At 41.2% G+C, this 18060-nt stretch carries 17 protein-coding genes and 1 tRNA gene; 8 read left to right on the forward strand and 10 right to left on the reverse strand.

Going from position 1 to position 18060, the window contains the following annotated elements:
- Nucleotides 1-243 precede the first annotated feature (243 nt).
- Together EHS15_RS04840 and EHS15_RS04845 are read right to left on the reverse strand one after the other, a co-directional pair.
- The gene (locus tag EHS15_RS04840; protein WP_246051901.1) at nt 244-1935 is read right to left on the reverse strand and encodes a 4-alpha-glucanotransferase; all 1692 of its coding nucleotides are present in this window, start codon (nt 1933-1935) and stop codon (nt 244-246) included.
- Nucleotides 1936-1982: 47 nt separating this feature from the next.
- On the reverse strand, nt 1983-3047 hold the full coding sequence (locus EHS15_RS04845) for a class I fructose-bisphosphate aldolase (RefSeq protein WP_135759425.1): 1065 nt from the start codon (nt 3045-3047) through the stop codon (nt 1983-1985).
- 102 nt (nt 3048-3149) lie between these two features.
- On the opposite strand from EHS15_RS04845, the gene EHS15_RS04850 reads away from it, so the two are divergent.
- Together EHS15_RS04850 and EHS15_RS04855 are read left to right on the forward strand one after the other, a co-directional pair.
- A complete protein-coding gene (locus tag EHS15_RS04850) occupies nt 3150-4016 on the forward strand; it encodes a sensor histidine kinase (protein WP_135759426.1) in 867 nt (288 codons plus the stop codon).
- Nucleotides 4013-4693, forward strand: a complete 681-nt coding sequence (locus EHS15_RS04855; RefSeq protein ID WP_135759427.1) for a response regulator transcription factor — start codon at nt 4013-4015, stop codon at nt 4691-4693. The genes EHS15_RS04850 and EHS15_RS04855 overlap by 4 nt, the downstream gene beginning before the upstream one ends.
- A gap of 41 nt (nt 4694-4734) precedes the next feature.
- Here EHS15_RS04855 and EHS15_RS04860 read toward each other — a convergent pair whose 3' ends face one another.
- The 7 genes from EHS15_RS04860 to EHS15_RS04890 form a co-directional block, all read right to left on the reverse strand.
- Nucleotides 4735-5265, reverse strand: a complete 531-nt coding sequence (locus EHS15_RS04860; protein WP_135759428.1) for an SRPBCC domain-containing protein — start codon at nt 5263-5265, stop codon at nt 4735-4737.
- 2 nt (nt 5266-5267) lie between these two features.
- A complete protein-coding gene (locus tag EHS15_RS04865) occupies nt 5268-6788 on the reverse strand; it encodes an MFS transporter (RefSeq protein WP_135759429.1) in 1521 nt (506 codons plus the stop codon).
- 195 nt (nt 6789-6983) lie between these two features.
- The gene (locus EHS15_RS04870) at nt 6984-7445 is read right to left on the reverse strand and encodes an SRPBCC family protein (RefSeq protein WP_135759430.1); all 462 of its coding nucleotides are present in this window, start codon (nt 7443-7445) and stop codon (nt 6984-6986) included.
- Nucleotides 7446-7461: 16 nt separating this feature from the next.
- Nucleotides 7462-7968: an SRPBCC family protein gene (locus EHS15_RS04875; protein WP_135759431.1), complete on the reverse strand. Its 507-nt coding sequence runs from the start codon at nt 7966-7968 to the stop codon at nt 7462-7464.
- 27 nt (nt 7969-7995) lie between these two features.
- Nucleotides 7996-8397 carry a DoxX family protein gene (locus EHS15_RS04880; RefSeq protein WP_135759432.1) on the reverse strand — a complete coding sequence of 134 codons (402 nt, stop codon included), beginning with the start codon at nt 8395-8397 and terminating at the stop codon, nt 7996-7998.
- Nucleotides 8398-8459: 62 nt separating this feature from the next.
- The gene (locus tag EHS15_RS04885; RefSeq protein ID WP_135759433.1) at nt 8460-8945 is read right to left on the reverse strand and encodes an SRPBCC family protein; all 486 of its coding nucleotides are present in this window, start codon (nt 8943-8945) and stop codon (nt 8460-8462) included.
- Nucleotides 8929-9294: an ArsR/SmtB family transcription factor gene (locus EHS15_RS04890; protein WP_135759434.1), complete on the reverse strand. Its 366-nt coding sequence runs from the start codon at nt 9292-9294 to the stop codon at nt 8929-8931. The genes EHS15_RS04885 and EHS15_RS04890 overlap by 17 nt, the downstream gene beginning before the upstream one ends.
- A 328-nt stretch (nt 9295-9622) precedes the next feature.
- Between EHS15_RS04890 and EHS15_RS04895 the strand changes: the two genes are divergently transcribed.
- Together EHS15_RS04895 and EHS15_RS04900 are read left to right on the forward strand one after the other, a co-directional pair.
- Nucleotides 9623-10342, forward strand: coding sequence for a hypothetical protein (locus tag EHS15_RS04895; RefSeq protein WP_425460625.1), 720 nt, complete (start codon nt 9623-9625; stop codon nt 10340-10342).
- A gap of 89 nt (nt 10343-10431) precedes the next feature.
- Nucleotides 10432-10842 carry a hypothetical protein gene (locus EHS15_RS04900; protein WP_135759435.1) on the forward strand — a complete coding sequence of 137 codons (411 nt, stop codon included), beginning with the start codon at nt 10432-10434 and terminating at the stop codon, nt 10840-10842.
- Nucleotides 10843-10896: 54 nt separating this feature from the next.
- Here the strand turns inward: EHS15_RS04900 and EHS15_RS04905 are convergent, their stop codons facing one another.
- The gene (locus tag EHS15_RS04905) at nt 10897-12642 is read right to left on the reverse strand and encodes a GAF domain-containing SpoIIE family protein phosphatase (RefSeq protein WP_135759436.1); all 1746 of its coding nucleotides are present in this window, start codon (nt 12640-12642) and stop codon (nt 10897-10899) included.
- A gap of 177 nt (nt 12643-12819) precedes the next feature.
- Between EHS15_RS04905 and EHS15_RS04910 the strand changes: the two genes are divergently transcribed.
- The 4 genes from EHS15_RS04910 to EHS15_RS04925 all read left to right on the forward strand — a co-directional run bounded on the left by EHS15_RS04910 (nt 12820) and on the right by EHS15_RS04925 (nt 18041).
- Nucleotides 12820-15564: a PAS domain S-box protein gene (locus EHS15_RS04910; RefSeq protein WP_135759437.1), complete on the forward strand. Its 2745-nt coding sequence runs from the start codon at nt 12820-12822 to the stop codon at nt 15562-15564.
- Nucleotides 15561-15983 carry a response regulator gene (locus tag EHS15_RS04915; RefSeq protein ID WP_135759438.1) on the forward strand — a complete coding sequence of 141 codons (423 nt, stop codon included), beginning with the start codon at nt 15561-15563 and terminating at the stop codon, nt 15981-15983. Before EHS15_RS04910 ends, EHS15_RS04915 begins: the two co-directional genes overlap by 4 nt.
- A 351-nt stretch (nt 15984-16334) precedes the next feature.
- Nucleotides 16335-17795 carry a type I glutamate--ammonia ligase gene (glnA, locus tag EHS15_RS04920; protein WP_135759439.1) on the forward strand — a complete coding sequence of 487 codons (1461 nt, stop codon included), beginning with the start codon at nt 16335-16337 and terminating at the stop codon, nt 17793-17795.
- A gap of 169 nt (nt 17796-17964) precedes the next feature.
- Nucleotides 17965-18041 (forward strand) — tRNA-Met (locus tag EHS15_RS04925).
- The last annotated feature ends 19 nt before the right edge of the window (nt 18042-18060 follow it).

Here is an 18060-nt window from a genome sequence, read left to right on the forward strand (position 1 = left end):
ATTCTACTTTGGACTTTACAAGTCCTATGGAATTTCGTAAGATATATGATCAAAGGATTGCTTGATTTTTCTGTCCGTTTTTTGGTAGGAACTCCATCCCACCCGCCGCCCAATGCTTTCCCTCTATCATGAAGTGCCGTCCCGCGCACTCCCTTTCCCGTTTTTAAGATTTTTTTTTAAATTCTTTTCACCCTTTTGCCCATTTGCCTGGGTAAAAGGAGACAGCTATTCGAGAAAACCGGTTTATGCCATCCGGCGGGTTTCGATCAGTTTTTTTCTAAGTGCGAAAATGAGTTCTTTGTTTTCGGAGAGATCCTCCGCAAAAAAGGAAAATCGATAATTCCAGTTTTGTTCTTCTGGAGTTCCGGGAATATTGATACGATGTAGCTCAGGCCTCTCTAAATGATCGAATTCGCCTTGGTAGAGTAAATCAGTAAGCATCTGAATGGAAAAAAGACTTTCTGCAGAAAATGCAAAGTCAAGAAGCCCTTCCAAAATTTCCGAAGCAGTAACGGGAAGTTCCTTTCCTTTTTGCAAAAAGAAAAAACTTTCCGCATACTTTTTCTCATCTCCCTCCAAACTTTTCCACCATTCCAACGCCAAAGAAGTATCATGGGTGGATAAAACACTAATCGCTGTTTTACGATATCCTTCCTGGGGAATATAACTTCCGTTTTCGAGGGATCTGGTCCAACGAATCACATCGATCCCTAAAGTCTCTCTTCTTTTCAAAGAAGAACGGATGAATCCCGGAACCGCGCCTAAATCTTCCGCACAAGGAATCATATCAGAGAAACCGTCGAAAGCATTTAGGATCTCATCTCCTGCCTTCTCCCAAGCCTCTTCCTCCGCCTTTAAGTTAATTTCTGAAAGAGGATAAAACTTAGCTTTGATTTCTTCCGGAAGTTCCTGGTATTTGGAGTTTTTCCAGAAGTCCCAATAGAAAATATATCTATCTTTTTTAAATTCATAAATCAACTTACGTTCACAAAATTCGGAAGGATTTAATCCTCGTTCTGCGAACTGTTCCTTAGAAGAACCGATTTGCGGATGAAACCAACCCAATTTAGCGCTAGGCACACTGGATGGAATGGCCCAAATGCGATACATCCCGATCACATGATCGATTCGATACAGATGGAAAAAATGGCTCAAATATTCCAAACGGCTTTGCCACCATCTGTAATTCGTTTTTTTTAATTCCGCCCAGTTCAAAACAGGGAACCCCCAATTTTGGCCTTCCGAAGAAAAAGCATCGGGAGGAGCTCCCGCTTGCAGGTTCAAATCGAAATACTCTCTATGTTCCCAAACATCAGCGGAATTTCGGGAAGTGAGGATAGGCATATCCCCTTTCAAATAAACTCCGATCGATTCCAGATTTTCTTTGGCTTGTTTCAACTGATTGAAAGCGACTAACTGAAGGTAGGCCCAAAAGATAGCTTCCTCTCTTTTCTCTTTAAATACGAATTCTTTCGCCGTATCCGGATTCTGGAATTGTTCGGGCCACAAACTCCAATCTTTTCCTTCGTTTTCGTTATAAAGAACTCGGAATGCACAGTATCCATAGGCCCAAGGAAAATCGGATAAAAACTTCAATGCCGCTTCCGTATTTTTCTTCAGGTCGGATTCGAAAATCAGTTTAAGTTCGGCTAACTTTAATTCTCTGATTCGTTCATGATGAATGGTTTTGGTTGCGATCGTTTTTTTTCTGGAAATCAGATTCGATCCCAACTCGAATAAAGAAATATAAATAGGATCAATCGCGAAAGCGGAAATAGAACTATAAGGAGAACGGCCGAATCCAGTGTCGTTGAGAGGAAGAATTTGCAGGATGGAAAACCCTGCATCTTTTGCCCATTTGCCAAGTGCAAACAAGCTGCGGATATCACCGCATTCGAATGACTGTTTGGTGAGAAGAGAGGAAAGGGGTAACATTACCCCTCCCCTTCTTTTTAGAATCGGATGATTCTGCACAAGAGAGATTACGCTACGGTAATCTCTTTAGATAAATAAACGTCTTGGATTGCATGAAGCAAAGCAACACCTTCGTTCATCGGTTTTTGGAATGCTTTTCTTCCGGAAATCAATCCCATTCCACCGGCACGTTTGTTGATCACTGCCGTTTTCAAAGCATCTTGTAGATCGTTTTCTCCTGATGCACCGCCGGAATTGATAAGTCCCGCTCTTCCCATATAACAATTTGCTACTTGGTAACGAGTTAGGTCGATCGGGTGGTCGGATGTAAGATCGGAATAAATTCTTTTATCCGTTTTTCCGTAGCTGGACTCTTGATTCAACACATTATAACCGCCGTTATTTTCAGGAAGTTTTTGTTTGATGATGTCCGCTTGAATGGTAACTCCCAAGTGATTCGCTTGTCCGGTTAAGTCGGCAGAAACATGGTAGTCTTTGTCTTTTTTGAAAGCGTTGTTTCTGATGTAACACCAAAGAATGGTTGCCATTCCCAATTGATGTGCCATTTCGAATACTTTTGAAATCTCAACGATTTCTCTTCCTGCGTCTGCAGAACCGAAGTAAATGGTCGCACCGATCGCAACACAGCCTTGGTCATACGCTTGTTTTACGGTAGCGAAAAGAATTTGTTCACTTTTGTTCGGATAAGTGAGAAGTTCGTTGTGATTGATTTTTAAGATAAAAGGAATTTTATGTGCGTATTTTCTCGCAACAGAACCTAATACACCCAATGTGGTAGCGACCCCGTTACATCCGCCTTCAATTGCCAACTTAATGATATTTTCACCGTCAAAGTAAATCGGGTTTTTTGCAAAGGAAGCACCTGCAGAGTGTTCAATTCCTTGATCAACCGGAAGGATGGAAACATAACCTGTTCCTCCCAATCGGCCGCTGCCTAAAAGGGATTGAATGCTTCTTAAAACAGGGATAGGTCTGTCTGTAAGGGAAAAAATTCGATCAACCCAGTCATTTCCTGGGACATGCAATAGTTCTTTTGCGATTTTTGGCTTATTGAATCCCAAAAGAGATTCAGCGTCTTTTCCTAGATGTTTCGATATATCGTCGAAGTTCAAAGTGGTACTCCTTAACAATGTAAAATCTGCTAGAAAGCAAGGGTGACAACCCCTTTTTAGGCTGTAGAGGTCGGTTGTTTGAAAGGAAGCGCTCAATTTCGGATGATTTTTTCCCTCGCCTGGCTCAGTCTCACCATTTCCTTAGGGATTTGGTGGTGGGTTTTAGGGATGAGGCAGGCCAAAACCATATCCGAAATTTCCAAAACCTCAGAAAGCAGATTGGAATTGGAAAGGATGAACCGGATGCTCAAACTGGAAGGTTCCTTTTTTCTCACGATGCTCGCAGGAGGAGGAATCACTCTTGCCTTTCTTTCTTACAGAGACCACAAAAGATCCAAACTCATCTCCGATTTTTTCAGCACAGTCACCCATGAAATGAAAACTCCTTTGGCCAGCTTGCAGCTGCAGATAGAAGGACTCATCGACGACAATCCGAATTTGCCCATCACCAAACGATTGGAAAAACTTCTGAAAGAAAACAAAAGAATCGAATCCAGAATGGCGAAAGCGTTTTATCTGGCGAGCCTCATGCAAGGAGAACCTTTGTATCTGGAAACTTTCCAGGCTGAAGAACTATTCGAGCATCTAAAAATGGACTTCCCTAATCTACAGATGGAGATTCAATCCGAATCAAAACGACCCATCCGAGGAGATAAAAGAGCCTTGGAATCGATTCTAAAAAATCTGGTGGAAAATGCGGTTCTTCACGGGAAGGCGACACAAATCACAATACAATCATTAAATGCAAATACGAATAAAGCCCACATTCAAGTGACTGACAACGGCACAGGATTTCAAGGAGAATGGAGTCAACTGGGAGAACCTTTTCTTCGTCATACGGTGACCAGCGGAACGGGGATCGGTCTTTATATTGCGAAAAAACTTATGGAGAAAATGAAGGGAAAGCTGATTCTAAAACCATTAGACACCGGTTTTATGGCTACCCTGGAATTACCGTCCTTATCATGAAACCTACAATCTTATTAGTGGAAGACGATGAAAGTCTGGGAGAAACTTTAAAGGAAAGACTGGTCAAAGAAAGATATAAGGTACTTTGGGAAAAAACAGCAGCAGATGCGAAATCCACCTTCGATGCATATAAACCCAATTTGGTGATTTTAGATCTAAGACTGCCGGATGAAAACGGATTTTTGGTCGCAGAATACATCAAACAAGTATCGAAGGACACTCCTTTTTTATTTCTAACCGCACAGGCTGGTGCACAAGAAAGATTGAGAGGATTCGAATTGGGAGCCGTCGAATTTATCCCCAAACCGTTTCATCTCAAAGAACTTTTGATCCGTTTGGAAAGAGTCGTTTCTCTGGGAAATAAATCCTTCGGCAAAAAATGGAAGTTAAACGAGATCGAAATTCATCTGGACTCCTTCTCCATAAAAGATTCCAAAGGAAATACGATTCCTCTTTCTAAAAGAGACTGTGCTCTATTGGAACTTTTGATTTCCGAACCGGAGCATGTCTGGAGTAGAAATCAAATTTTAGATCAGATCGTAGGAGAAGATGCATTCCCTACGCAAAGAACCATCGACAATGCCATCGTACGATTGAGAGATGCCGTGGGGGAAACCTCCATCCGAAACGTAAGAGGAGTCGGATATCAATGGGTGGCTCCTTTAGCACCCCTGTAAAAAGACTTGAAGGAAAAATCAAAACTTTCTACCGTTAGACGTTAAGCTCTTGAAAGTTCTGCGAGAAAACGCTCCAGACTTTCCGTCCATCCCTCTCTCATTCCCATCTTCATCATCGCATCTCTGACTTGGTTGGATGCGAATACAGTGCGAATGGTAAGTTTAGTTCGATTTTGAATCTCTTCGAATAACACTGTCACAACGGAATCCGGTGATTTCTCCTCTTCCGTATTTCCTATATATTCATTCAATGTTTCGAACCATTCCGTAGGATGTTCTTCGACGATATCCGTAGAAACGATTTTTTGATGTTCTACAATCTCCAAGAATTTTCCCTGAACGGGATAATCGATTCCTTCCGGAGAACGCATGACATATTTATAAGATCCTCCTACTTTGAAATCGATCTCACAAACAGGATTCGTAAATCCTTTCGGCCCGAACCAGCTTTGCACATGTTTCGGATCTGTCCAAACTTTCCAAAGCAAAACTTTTGGGGCATCGAATACTCTGGAAAGCACAAGTTCCCGATCTGGAGTTTCCGCAATTACCGTTTTGAAAAAATCATCCATATTCACTCTGCTCCGCTGTTTCGATTCTTTAATAAAAATAAGATTAAAAAGGCAAGGAAGATGGAAATGCCCGCACAAATGACTGAAACCAGTCGAAGCGAATCAGTAAACGCATCTTTTGCGAAGATAAGCAAGGCAGATCCAAATTCCTCAGAAACTTTTCTAGAAACTTCGGCTGCAGCACCTAATGTATCATAAGCGGATTTCATAACGGAAGGATCTCCATTCTCACCGAAACCCATCATTCGATTTCTGTATACAGCAGTTCCTATGCTTCCCAAAACGGCGATACCCAGCACTCCTCCGAATTCGGTAGCTGTTTCGGAAATAGAAGCTGCAGCACCTGCTTTTTCGGGAGGAGCGGATCCTACAACCATATCCGTTCCTAAAATCACAACGGCGCAGATTCCTAAAGATAAAATGAAAGATCCGGTAACAATCAGAAAGAGTCCGGAATTTCCTTCGATTATCGAATAAAGTCCGAAGCCGATCGCTGCTAAAATCATGCCGGAAGCCATCACATAAGCAGGACGAACAAAACGTACGATCCTAGGCACAGTCATAGAACCGATCACATTACCAATTGCACTAGGCAAAGTCCAAAGTCCTGCTTCCAAAGGAGAAAGATCCAGCACTAATTGTAAGTATTGGGCAACGAACAAAAAACTTCCCAGAGCCACAAATATGATTAAAAAATTGGAAACCAAAGCGGAACTAAATGCAGGAATGCGAAAAAGTTTCATATCCAACAAAGGATCTTGCAAAGACAACTGTCTTCTCACAAAGAAAGCGCCTAGTAAAATTCCGACTGCGATCCAAAAAACGGAAGTTCCTCCGAAACCTTTTTCTGCCATCTGTTTGATTCCGTAAATGGCAGTCAGAACAGAAACCAAAGAAAGACAAACGCTAGTTATATCCAATTTTCCCGCATTCGGATCCTTGAATTCAGGAAGAAGCTTCGGGCCTACGATCAAAAGAAGAATCATCACGGGAACACTTGCTAAAAATACGGAGCCCCACCAATAATGTTGTAGAAGTAGTCCACCAAACAAAGGCCCTATGGCTCCTCCTATCGAAAAACTAGTTCCCCAGATTCCGATCGCAATAGTTCTTTCTGCAGGATCATGAAACATATTTCGGATCAAAGAAAGGGTCGAAGGCGCCAAAGTCGCCGCAGAAATTCCCAAAAGAGCTCTGGTGAAAATCAACATTTCAGGTGTGGTGGAGAATGCGGCCAAAACGGAGGTGATTCCGAAGGCAAAGGCCCCGTATAATAATAATTTCCTTCTACCGATACGGTCGCCTAAAGTCCCCATGGTAATCAAAAATCCGGAAACTAAAAACCCATAGATGTCTACGATCCATAACAATTGAGAGCTGGTAGGTTTAAGTTCCGCAGTCAAATGAGGAACAGCTAAATAAAGAACCGTCAGATCCATAGCATATAAAAAACAAGGCAATGCTATGACAGCAAGACCGATCCATTCCTTTTTCCCTGCAAGGGGAAATTGTGTTTCGTTCATGAAATACTTCTTATAGTATAATATAATTAAAAATCAAAACTAGATCCGAGAGAGATTCATTTCGCTTATCTTCCAAAACAGAGAAAAAAGTATCCCGAGGAGAACTCGGGATACTAAATCTCAAAATACAAACGATCCTTAGGTTAAATGTATCAGAGCAGTCAGGATCAGGCAACCAACTCAGAAAAGGTCGGATTATAAATTCGCCAAGTATCCCCGCAGTTTTTCCAACGTTTGAGAAAGTCCATCCACTGCTCCAGATCTTTCGACGATTTCGTTTTTCTCTTCCGCCGTTCTGAAAAGCAGCTGCATACTTAACTTTGTCTTTTTACCGTCTTCCTGAAACAAAACAGTGACATGAAATCCAGGATGGTCATCACCGCCTGATCCATGTTTGTAAACTAATTTCTCAGGAGGAATCACTTCCAAATACTGGATTTCGTTATTGTAATCCACTCCGTCTGGACCGTGCATAACGAACTTCCATATTCCGCCTTGTTTCACATCCATATTTTGAATGGTATTTGTAAAACCGTTCGGTCCCCACCAATGTGCTATATGATTCGGATCGGTCCAAACCTTCCAAACCAGCTCCCTATGGGCATCAAATACACGTTCTGCGATAATTTCCCGATCGGAAGTGTTATTTGCATTCATGCTAAGCATTCTCCTTTTATTTGCCTGCTTTTTTCAAGTATTCCACTAATTGTTCGAATGTACCGCCGAATCCTTCTTCCATAGACGGATGACCCTCTTCGAAAATTCTGCATTCTTCTTCCGTAGCATTGTAAGGAACTGCCTGAAGAGTGAGTTTCGTTTTGCCATTCTCTTCCTTGAGAGTCACAGTATTCAAAATCTCTAGAGGCCAATCAAGAGCGCCCGGATGTCTAGTGCTTCCCTGATCCTTATCTGAAAAAGAAAGAAGATAGGTCATTTTTTCCGGAGGAACGATTTCCTGATAAATGAATTTACCCCACATTTCAAAGCCTTCCGGGGAACGCATCCCGTAGTGAAAGATTCCTCCCGGGCGAAAATCGACAGTGCATTGCATGATTACGAAACCTTTCGGACCCCACCATTCAGCCAATCTGGCGGGCTCAGTCCAAGCCTTCCATACAAGTTCCCTGGGAGCATCCAACACTCTGGAGATTGAAAATTCTTTTTGATTCGTTTGACTCATCTCACTCTTTTCCCACTAACATTAATTCTATACGAGTCTTCTGCTTGCAGGACGAAGAGCCCAAGAGGCAGCTACAAAAACGAGGACGACAAGAGGCGTAATGATATGTTCCATTCCTAATCCCGCATAGGCGCAGGATATGGAAGCACTGCTCAAGTTAAAGAACATTCCTGCGTATGCCCACTCCTTCACGAGTGCGAAACGAGGAACCAAAATTGCAATTCCACCTAATAATTTCCATACTCCAATGATTATTGGAAAATAAGAAGGATAACCTAATTCCTTCATTCCTTCCGCCACGGTAGGATCTCCGCTTAAATAAACGAATCCTCCGAAAAGGAAACTGGCTGCAGTAGGAACTGTTACGATCCAATACAAAGCGACTTTCCAGTTGATTTTTTTCCAAATTGGGGTTGTATCTTGACTCATTTTAAATTCTCCTAAATATTTTATTAATTCTTACTAAAACAAATTCAATTCAACAAAATCACCTAACTTAAAGTAGATAACAGGTAACTTTCGAATCGATCCAACATTTCCGAAGTGCCTTCTTCTACACCTAAATCCAATATAATGTTTTTATCTTCTTCCGTTTCGTAAAGAGCAACCATCTCGAATTTCGTTTTTCCTTGAAACTCCTCCAAATGCAAACTTACAATCGCCTCTTTAAATGAATCGTCATCCCATTCGACTGCATCCGTATAAACGAGTGTTTCTGGAAATTCGATTCTCTTATATATTCCCTTCATCGTACAATCTGTCCCTAAATTAGGACTGATCACAAAACGATAATTTCCTTCAGGGCGAAGATCGCTTTCAAAATCGGATAGAACAAAACCATCCGGACAAATCCAATTTCGCACATGCCTGCCTTCCGTCCAAAGTCGAAATACAGTTTCTCTTGAAGCAGGAAAAATGCGAGAAAAGACAATCTCACAGTTCGGAGAAGATGCAAGAAGATTATGCGTTAGGTTCATCTTTCTTCTCCTGGCTTTGCAGTTCTTTCAGATACTGATCCAAACGATCCAATCGGTCTTCCCAATGTTTGCGGTATTTGTCGATCCAGTCAGCCACTTCGATGAGCGGTCCAACTTCTAATTTTGCGGGTCTCCACTGTGCCTCCCTTCCTCTGGAAATCAGTCCGGCTTTTTCCAGAACTTTTAGATGTTTAGTGATGGCAGGCAGGCTGATCGCAAAAGGCTCGGCCAATTCTTTTACGGATACCTCTCCCGATTTCAAGGTCGCCAAAATCTGGCGCCTGGTGGGATCGGCAAGAGCGGCAAAAGTCAAACTCAGTGGATCTGTTTCTGTTTCGTATTGAACCATTTGGTTAATTAACCTTTTGGTAAAATAAATAAATTAAAGAATTTTGGTCAATTCTAAAAATGAAAAAAAATGGATGAGGGGAAAGTAGGGATTTGAGTGTTTGTGGTATCTGCCGCAGCAGGAAAGTTAGGGAAATCCATTGGTTTATTCGGAAATTTGTAGTACCTACTACAGGCAAATCACTGCGACCCAAAATATCCATTCCTGTGATCGATCTCGTTACTACAAATAGCATCCTGACTCGCTATCAAATGTAGTACCTCCTACAGGCCTTACCTAAATCCCCAAATCTACCGATACTTCTAAGGTGAAATCGCGACTATTTCGGATTCTAATCGCATCTTTCCTCTGCATTGTTGCAGGTACCACACCTACCCTCCAAGCATGGGAAACGGACATAGATTATAACTACGAATACGAAAAAAACGGCCCATATACCAAGTTTTCCGACTGGGTTCCTTACAAACTTCACAAATGGGAACCGAAATACCTGGAAGATTATTACGAACTGTATAATCTCAAACAACACTACAACGAAAACGAACTGAGAAAAAATATTTATTTCCTCAAAATCGCATTGGGGAAAAGATTTCGCCACCCAAAACATGCATTATGTGAAACCAAAACGGAAAAAGAATATTATAAATATAGAAATTTAATGTTTATGCATTTGAATTTGGGAATCATGAGATCTTACATGAGGATCGCATCCAAATTCGACAAAAGACATGTATATTTCTATAATTTGGATTTCGCCCATGAGTTGAAAAATTCTTTCGGAATTGCAGAAGGTTTTTATAAGGAAGCGATTCCTTATTGGGAGAAAGCGAGAGAATATGCGGACAGAGCGAATGAAGTGCCTGTTGATCTGGATCTAGGAACCATTGAAACGGAAAGATTCGAAATCGTAACGGGTAAGTTGGACTTCGGATACATCATACAAAATCATCTCACACGTCTTTCCGGCAAACAAAAGATAGTATCCGAATATTTGGAAAAATATCCAGAAGCGGACAAACCCGTCTTGGACTTAGCGGATTTGGAATAGTCGACCGACTACAAAAACATTTTCATTTTCTCTTTGACAAAATCAGAATGGGAGTTATATTTCCCTCTTTATTACATCAGGAGGAATGAATGAAACAGAAAATAACTTTCATCTCAGTGATGTTTTTTATAACATCCATCACAGCAACGACAATACTTGCTCAAAAAGGAGCCGAACAACAATACGCAGTTCCCCATGGAGGTTTCAAAAACGATATCTCCGGCAAATGGAATTGCGGAGATTTTGGAACTCTCACGCTTTCTCAAAAAGGAAATAAAGTCACAGGCACTTATTCTGTACACGGAGGAAAAGTCAGCGGAACCATCACCCAAGACAAAAAATTCATCGGTCAGTGGTCGGAAACGGAAACAGGCGACAAAGGAGATTTCGAATTCGAAACTTCTATCAGACGTATGACGGACAGACCAACTCACTTAACAGGAAAATGGAGATACGCAGGGGATAAAAACTGGGAATCCGGCTGGGACTGCTCCAACTAACAAAATTAAATCCAAATTAGAAAACGGTCTGTGTAAAAATCACGCAGACCTGCCTCAAGAAAACTCAATCAGAAGGATTGCGATATCATCGTGGATCTTATATCTGTTTCCTCTAAGAGTCTGGTTTAATACCTGCGTCAAAAAATTTTGTCCAGTAAATCCGGAGGCAATCAGTCCATCCAATTGATTCAAAAAAAAATCCAAACCCAAAAACCCCTCTCCTTCTTTTTCCACTTCATAAATTCCGTCGGAGAAAAGAAGAAGACGATCTCCTTGTTGAAACTTCCATTTGATTTCTTTCCCTACCCAGTCATCGATCAAAAGCAGAGGATAACTCTCCCCCAACAAAGTTCCCTGCACTTTATTCGTCTTTTCATTCCAAATGACAGCCGGAGGATGTCCCGCAAAACAAAAGATAGACTCTCTCGTTTTGGAAAAGATCCGCAAAAGACAGCAGCTTAAATGATGTTTTCCCACTACAGGTTTCAATTCATCATTCATTGCCTGTAAAAGAGCCAAAGGAGACAATAGGCTGTCGGAATACTTTTTGAAGCTCATAGCGATGATCCCTGTGACCAAAGCGGAAGAAATTCCATGCCCTGAAATATCGCCGAACAATATATCTATGTAATCCGAATTGGGACAGTCGTATAAAATGAGATCCCCTCCGATTTCCCCGTAAGGGGAGAACCTGGTATAAAACGAAATTCCCGGAAATGCAGGAAAGTCTTTTGCGATCCAAGCTTCCTGAGTGGATTTAGCTAAATGCAAATCTTCTTTGATTTCGGAATAAAAACTTTGTAATTTTTTTTCTTTGATCTTCAATGAGATTTCGCTTCGCGATCTCACCATACCTTGCGAAATGAGACCCGCTGCCAAAGAGATAAAATGATGGGATTCTTTCGGCCAATCTTCCTGCTCCAAGAACTTAACAACTCCTAACATTCCGATCAGAGTTCCTTCGTCCCTTAAACCGATGATGAGGATGGATTGTACGCCCGCCTCTTCCAATACTTTTTTACTGAGAGAGTTATCAGAAACATCGGAAGCATCGGGAAAAAATAAAATTCCATCGTTAGCAATGACTCTCAAATATTCCTGATTCATAGAAGCAATCGGCATATTCTGCCTGTCCTTCATAGTGGAAGAAATTCCTGGCGCCAGCCATTCGTAAGTTACGGATAAAAATTCCCTATCTTTGGAAATTTCACTGATGAAAGTTTTATCTGCAAAAGTATATTCCCCAATTTTTTCCAAAGCGAAATGAATCGCATCCGCAATCCGTTCCGCCTTGCAGTAAACAAATGAGCTGGAGATCTCGTTTAAAATTCGGGAAAGTTTCAACAGTTCATTGAGCTTATTTTCGGAATCTTTCCGGGCGGTAATTTCTTTCTGTTGTCCCCAAGCGCGGATCAAATATCCCTTTTCCACCTGCCCTTTCACAGTCAAAAGAAAATGTCTGGGCTGATTTCCCGAGAGATGTTCCACATATTCCAGATTTTCCAGAAAATACCCGGAGCTGACAAATGCTTGCAAAGGAGAAAGATCCACCAAAGGCATGATGTCTTTTACATATCTGCCGATCATTTCATTAGAATTCTTGCAACCGTACATAACGGCTGTTGCATGATTACACTCTCTAATGATGGACCTTTCGAATAGATATTTGGGTTGTTCATCCCGAGGAAGATCAATCGGCATGGGGGCATCCAATTCATAACACCAAATCGGGTCTTCGGAAAGATGGATATAACTTTCAAGCCTGCTTAAGCGAACACTTTGTTCGGAATCTTCGGACATTTAAAATAACTATGTTAAACTTTCAAAAATTGAGACCAAAACTCAAGTCAAATTCAGCCAGGATCTAGGCGTAATACTAGGAAATTTTTTTACTAAATGCTGGTAAAAATAAATTTCTACTTGCAAGCGATAAGGCAAAAAATATTATTTTGCTTCGGTTCATGGCCTAAATCATGAATGATTCGATTCCAAGCAAATATCCCGATGCAGATAAACGAACCGAATTCAAATCCTGAACTGAACCTCAAACAAACTCTGGAACTGTTGATGATCAACACGGAAGAAAGTTTCGTGTTCATCGACAGAAATCTCAAAATCGTTACATTCAATTATCAATTCAAAAGATTATACATCCTTTACTTCAACAGAGATGTTTTTGAGGGAGACAATATACTCGATTATGCTCAGGAAGAAAGAAGAGAAATCGTAAAAGCTATTTACGACAGGGTATTAAGCGGTAATATCGAACAATCCGAAATCGCAGTCCCCTATAAGGACGGTTCCTTTCATTATTTTTCCATACGATACAAACCTGCATACAACGAAGACGGAAAAGTCATCGGGGCTTTCGTCACGACGTACAACCAGACGGAACAAAAAAGATCGCAAGCATTGCTTTTTTCCAGTGAAAAAAGATACAGAGCTCTTGTGGAAAACGGAGCGGAAGGAATCGCCATCCTTTCTCCCAAGGGACTTCCGATTTATATATCTTCCGCAATCCAAAGAATTTTAGGATATACGGAAAAAGAATGTTTGGATGAGGAAATCGTATCCATCATCCATCCCGAAGACAAAGAAGTCTCCAGGGAGATGATTCGAAATTCGATGCAAAATCCGGGAGTTCCCATCACCGGATATCTGGCGAGAATGAGGCATAAAAACGGATCCTGGAGATGGATCGGCGCCACATTGACCAATCTAATCGACGAACCGACTATAGGCGGAATCGTTCAAAACTTCAGAGACGTAACGGAGTCCCATAACCTGAATAGAGAGCAGTCTCTCATCAATCACATCATACGAAGTTTAAATGACAACGAATCTGTAGATGATTCCTTAACGAACGTGTTGCATTTGATTTTAAGTCATAACGATTTCCGTTTCGGAGAAGCATGGTTAGTAGGAAGAAACGAAAACAGACTTTATTACCAAGCGCATGCAGAGTTCAAAATGAACGGCACTCTTCCGGTCCCTGAAACTCCCAAATCTCTCGAATTCGGAGAAGGACTTGCCGGACATACTTGGCAGACCCAATCGGTAGAAATCTGGAACGATCTTATATCGCTTCCCTTTTTTATCAGAAGGGAAAATATCCTTTCCTTAGGAATGGTTTCCGCAGTAGGTCTCCCCATACAAGTCAGTGACAAAACCATCGCAGTCTTTCTATTTTTTAGAGACCAACCGATCGAAAGAACTTCGGAACTTGTCTCTTCCTTAAAAAGAGTCGCCCATCAGATAGGAATCGATTTGGAACGAAAACGAATCGTAGACGAACTCAATCAATTCTTCAACCATTCCCCAGAATTGATATGTGTCACTGGCAAGTACGGTTATTTCAAAAAAGTGAATCCCACTTTTGTCGATCTTTTGGGATACGAGGAAAAGGAGTTTTATTCCAGACCGATCTCCGAGTTCATCCACCCCGACGACAGAAATCAAACCATGCAAGAACTGAAAAGAAATATGAGCGGGATCAAATCCTATTCTTTCGAGAACAGATATTTGAAGAAGGATGGAAGCGTAGTTTATATCTCCTGGCATTCTTCAGAAGTTCTGGATCAAGACGGAATCATATTCGGATTCGGAACCAATATCACTGAAATCAAACTCGCAAACCAAGACCTTCTTAAATACAAAAACGTATTGGACCACTCTCAGGACGGGATAGGAATCCTGGAGACGAAAGAAAATAAACTCTATCTAAATAAATACTTTATTCAGTTATTAGAATATACTGCTGAAGAAATTATAGATAGAGGAGGTCCCTTCCGTTTTCTTTATTCGGATCAAAATCTTGCCGATACAGTAGAAAAAACACTGCTTTCCGGAAAACACTGGTCCGGAGATGTGCAATTGCGAAATAAAAGCGGTCAACTTTTGGATTTATATCTGAGCGCTGGAGCGGTCGTAGGAGACAGTCATGAAATTCTTGCTATTTACGGAATTCATACGGACATCAGAGAACGAAAAAAATACGAAGAAGATAGGGAAAAACTAATTAGAGAGCTCACTCGAAACAATCACGATCTGAAACAATTCGCCTACATCACCTCACATAACTTAAGAGCACCTCTTTCGAATCTTACCGGATTGATTCTTGCCATGGAAAACATTCCCCAAGAAAACCCGCTACAAAAAGAAATACTCTCCGGTTTCAAACAATCTACGAACTTACTTTCTGAAACCATCGACGATTTAATCAAGATTTTGATCATTCGAGATAATCCTTCCGTTGAAAAAGAAATCCTTCATTTCGAAGACATTTTATCTCTCATACAAGAGCAGATCAAGAATCTGTTCAACGAACACAAACCGAATCTATCTGTAGATTTTTCTCGAGCAAAAACAGTTTTTTTCAATAAATCGTATCTGGAGAGCATTCTACTCAATCTGTTCACGAATGCGATGAAATACAAAAACCCCAAGGTTCCTTTGAAAATCGACATTACCGCCTACCCTCTAGGAAAAAATATTGTATTAGAATTCCAAGATAATGGGCTAGGAATCGATTTAGTTCGTCATAAAGATAAGATATTCGGTTTGTACCAAAGATTTCACAATCATCCGGACAGTAAAGGTTTAGGTCTATATCTAGTGAAATCCCAAATACAAACATTAGGCGGTGATATTTCCGTAGAAGGAAATGTGAACCAAGGCCTGAAGTTTACTATTTTATTTCCGGAAGGGAGGATCGGCCAATGAACCATGTATTCTGCATTGATGACGATCCTGTCACTCTCACACTCTGCAGAATCGTAATTTTACAGGCAAATTTTGCGAAAAACATCTCCACGGCAAGTAACGGAGAAGAGGCGATTGAAATTCTAAAAGAATTAAAATCTAACAAAGTAATGCCGAACGATTCCCTGTATCCGGATTTGATTTTTTTGGATTTGAATATGCCGATTATGGACGGATGGGAATTCCTAGACGAATTCAACCGCAGCCTTTCCGATTATTTTTCGGAAACGAAAATCATCATCCTATCTTCCAGTGTGGATGAAGCGGATAGGATCAAAGCAGAATCTTATCCTAACATAATGGAATTCATCTCCAAACCCATCCATGTCAAACTCATCAAAGACCTGGAAACTCTCCTCCAAGAAAGAAAAAAGAAATAAGACCCTCCTTTTAGCAGAAGGAAAAATCCCATCCCCGTCAGGAATTTGCTTCCAATCTTGCTTTGAAACGCCAAGAATGATCGAATTGAGGAAATCGGGTCCTCTCTCTGAAATTCATCTCAAGAGAGCTTTTCCCACTTTACTAAAAGAAAGACAGAATCGAATCTTTAAGCAAATTGCACAATAATTAGGCATAATGCCCACATCGAAAGCAGGGCACAATCCGGCGATTTGCTTAGAAACTCCACGATTTCCTTAATATTCAATCGATTTGATGTGGTATAGATCTTGCATTAAAGATAACAACCAGATTAGAATCAGAAACGAAACCTCTGAACGAAGGAGACAAAGATGCAGTTCGCAACCCCAAAATTTACTTCCGGAAAGGAAGTGGTTGAGTTCGCCAAGAAAAACGGAGTCATATTCTACGATTTCCGATTTACTGATATTAAAGGAATGTGGCACCACGTTTCGTACTATGTGAATTCCGTAAACGAAGACACATTCAAAGGGATCCCTTTCGACGGATCTTCGATCGCACGCTGGCAGCCGATCAATGCCTCCGATATGCAGCTACACCCTGAAATATCGACGTCATTCCTTGATCCGTTCACAGCAGACAAAACTCTTGTTATGTTCTGCGATGTATGGGATATCTACAAAAAACAGTATTATGAAAAATGCCCTCGTTCTATTGCGAAAAAAGCATTAGAATACATGAAAACTACCGGGGTAGCTGATACTGCATACTTCGGCCCTGAAAACGAATTTTTCGTTTTTGACAGCTTAAAAGTAAGAGATGAAATCAACTGCCAATACTACGAATTGGATTCTAACGAAGGTATCTGGAACACTCACTCTGAAATTCCAGGTTCAGCAAACACAGGAAAAATCAACTTCAACTCCGGTCACAGACCTGGAACGAAAGGCGGTTACTTCCCTGTAGCTCCGATCGATTCTCAAGTAGATCTACGTGCTGAGTTTGTAAAAACTTTGGAAGCGGTAGGAATGGAAACTTTCGTTGTTCACCACGAAGTAGCGCAAGCACAAGGGGAAATCGGAGTTAAATTCGGAACCTTAATCGAAGCTGCTGACAACGTTCAAAAGCTAAAATACATCGTTAAGATGGTAGCTCATAAACACGGAAAAACAGCGACTTTCATGCCAAAACCATTATTTGGTGACAACGGAAACGGTATGCACGTCCACCAATCTCTTTGGAAAGGCGGCAAAAACCTTTTCGCAGGAGACAAATACCAAGGTCTTTCCGAACTCGCATTGAATTATGTAGGCGGTGTTTTAAAGCACGCTAGAGCTTGCGCTGCGTTCACAAACGCATCTACAAACTCTTACAAAAGATTGATTCCCGGTTTCGAGGCTCCATCTATCCTTGCTTATTCCGCACAAAACAGATCGGCATCCTGCCGTATTCCTTTCGTGTCCGGAGAAAAAGCGATCAGAGTAGAGTTCAGATTCCCTGACTCAACAGCTAACCCTTATTTGGCGTTCGCTTCCATGCTTATGGCTGGTTTGACTGGAATCAAAGAAAAAATCGATCCAGGTCAACCGAGAGAAGAAGATCTATTCGAACTTTCTTTGGACGAAATCAGAGAAAAAGGCATCAAACAAATGCCTCACACTTTGAGAGAAGCAGTAGAAGAAATGTTAAGCCAAAAAGAAGTTTTCAAACAAGGTGGAGTATTCTCGGAAGAGTTTATCCAAACTTACCAACACTACAAGTTTGAGACAGAAATTTGGCCATGGGAAGGTCGCCCTCACCCATACGAATTCCTCACTACTTACTCTTGCTAATTTGCAAGAAAAGCCCCTGCCAAATGGCGGGGGTTTTTTATGTACGGATGATAAATTAGTTCTGATCCGAACCCATCCTGTTTTGAAATTTCCTTTACCGGACGGAAATCCTGAAAAAAATGTCCAAAAGAACTAATGATTTAGTTCGACCAAACGATCTAAAGGTAAGGGCGAGGTAGCTCAGATGGTTAGAGCACAGGATTCATAACCCTGAGGTCACGGGTTCGACTCCCGTCTTCGCTACCATGATCGAGAGGAAAAAGGT

This window comes from Leptospira idonii (assembly GCF_004770995.1).
Classification (GTDB): domain Bacteria; phylum Spirochaetota; class Leptospiria; order Leptospirales; family Leptospiraceae; genus Leptospira_A; species Leptospira_A idonii.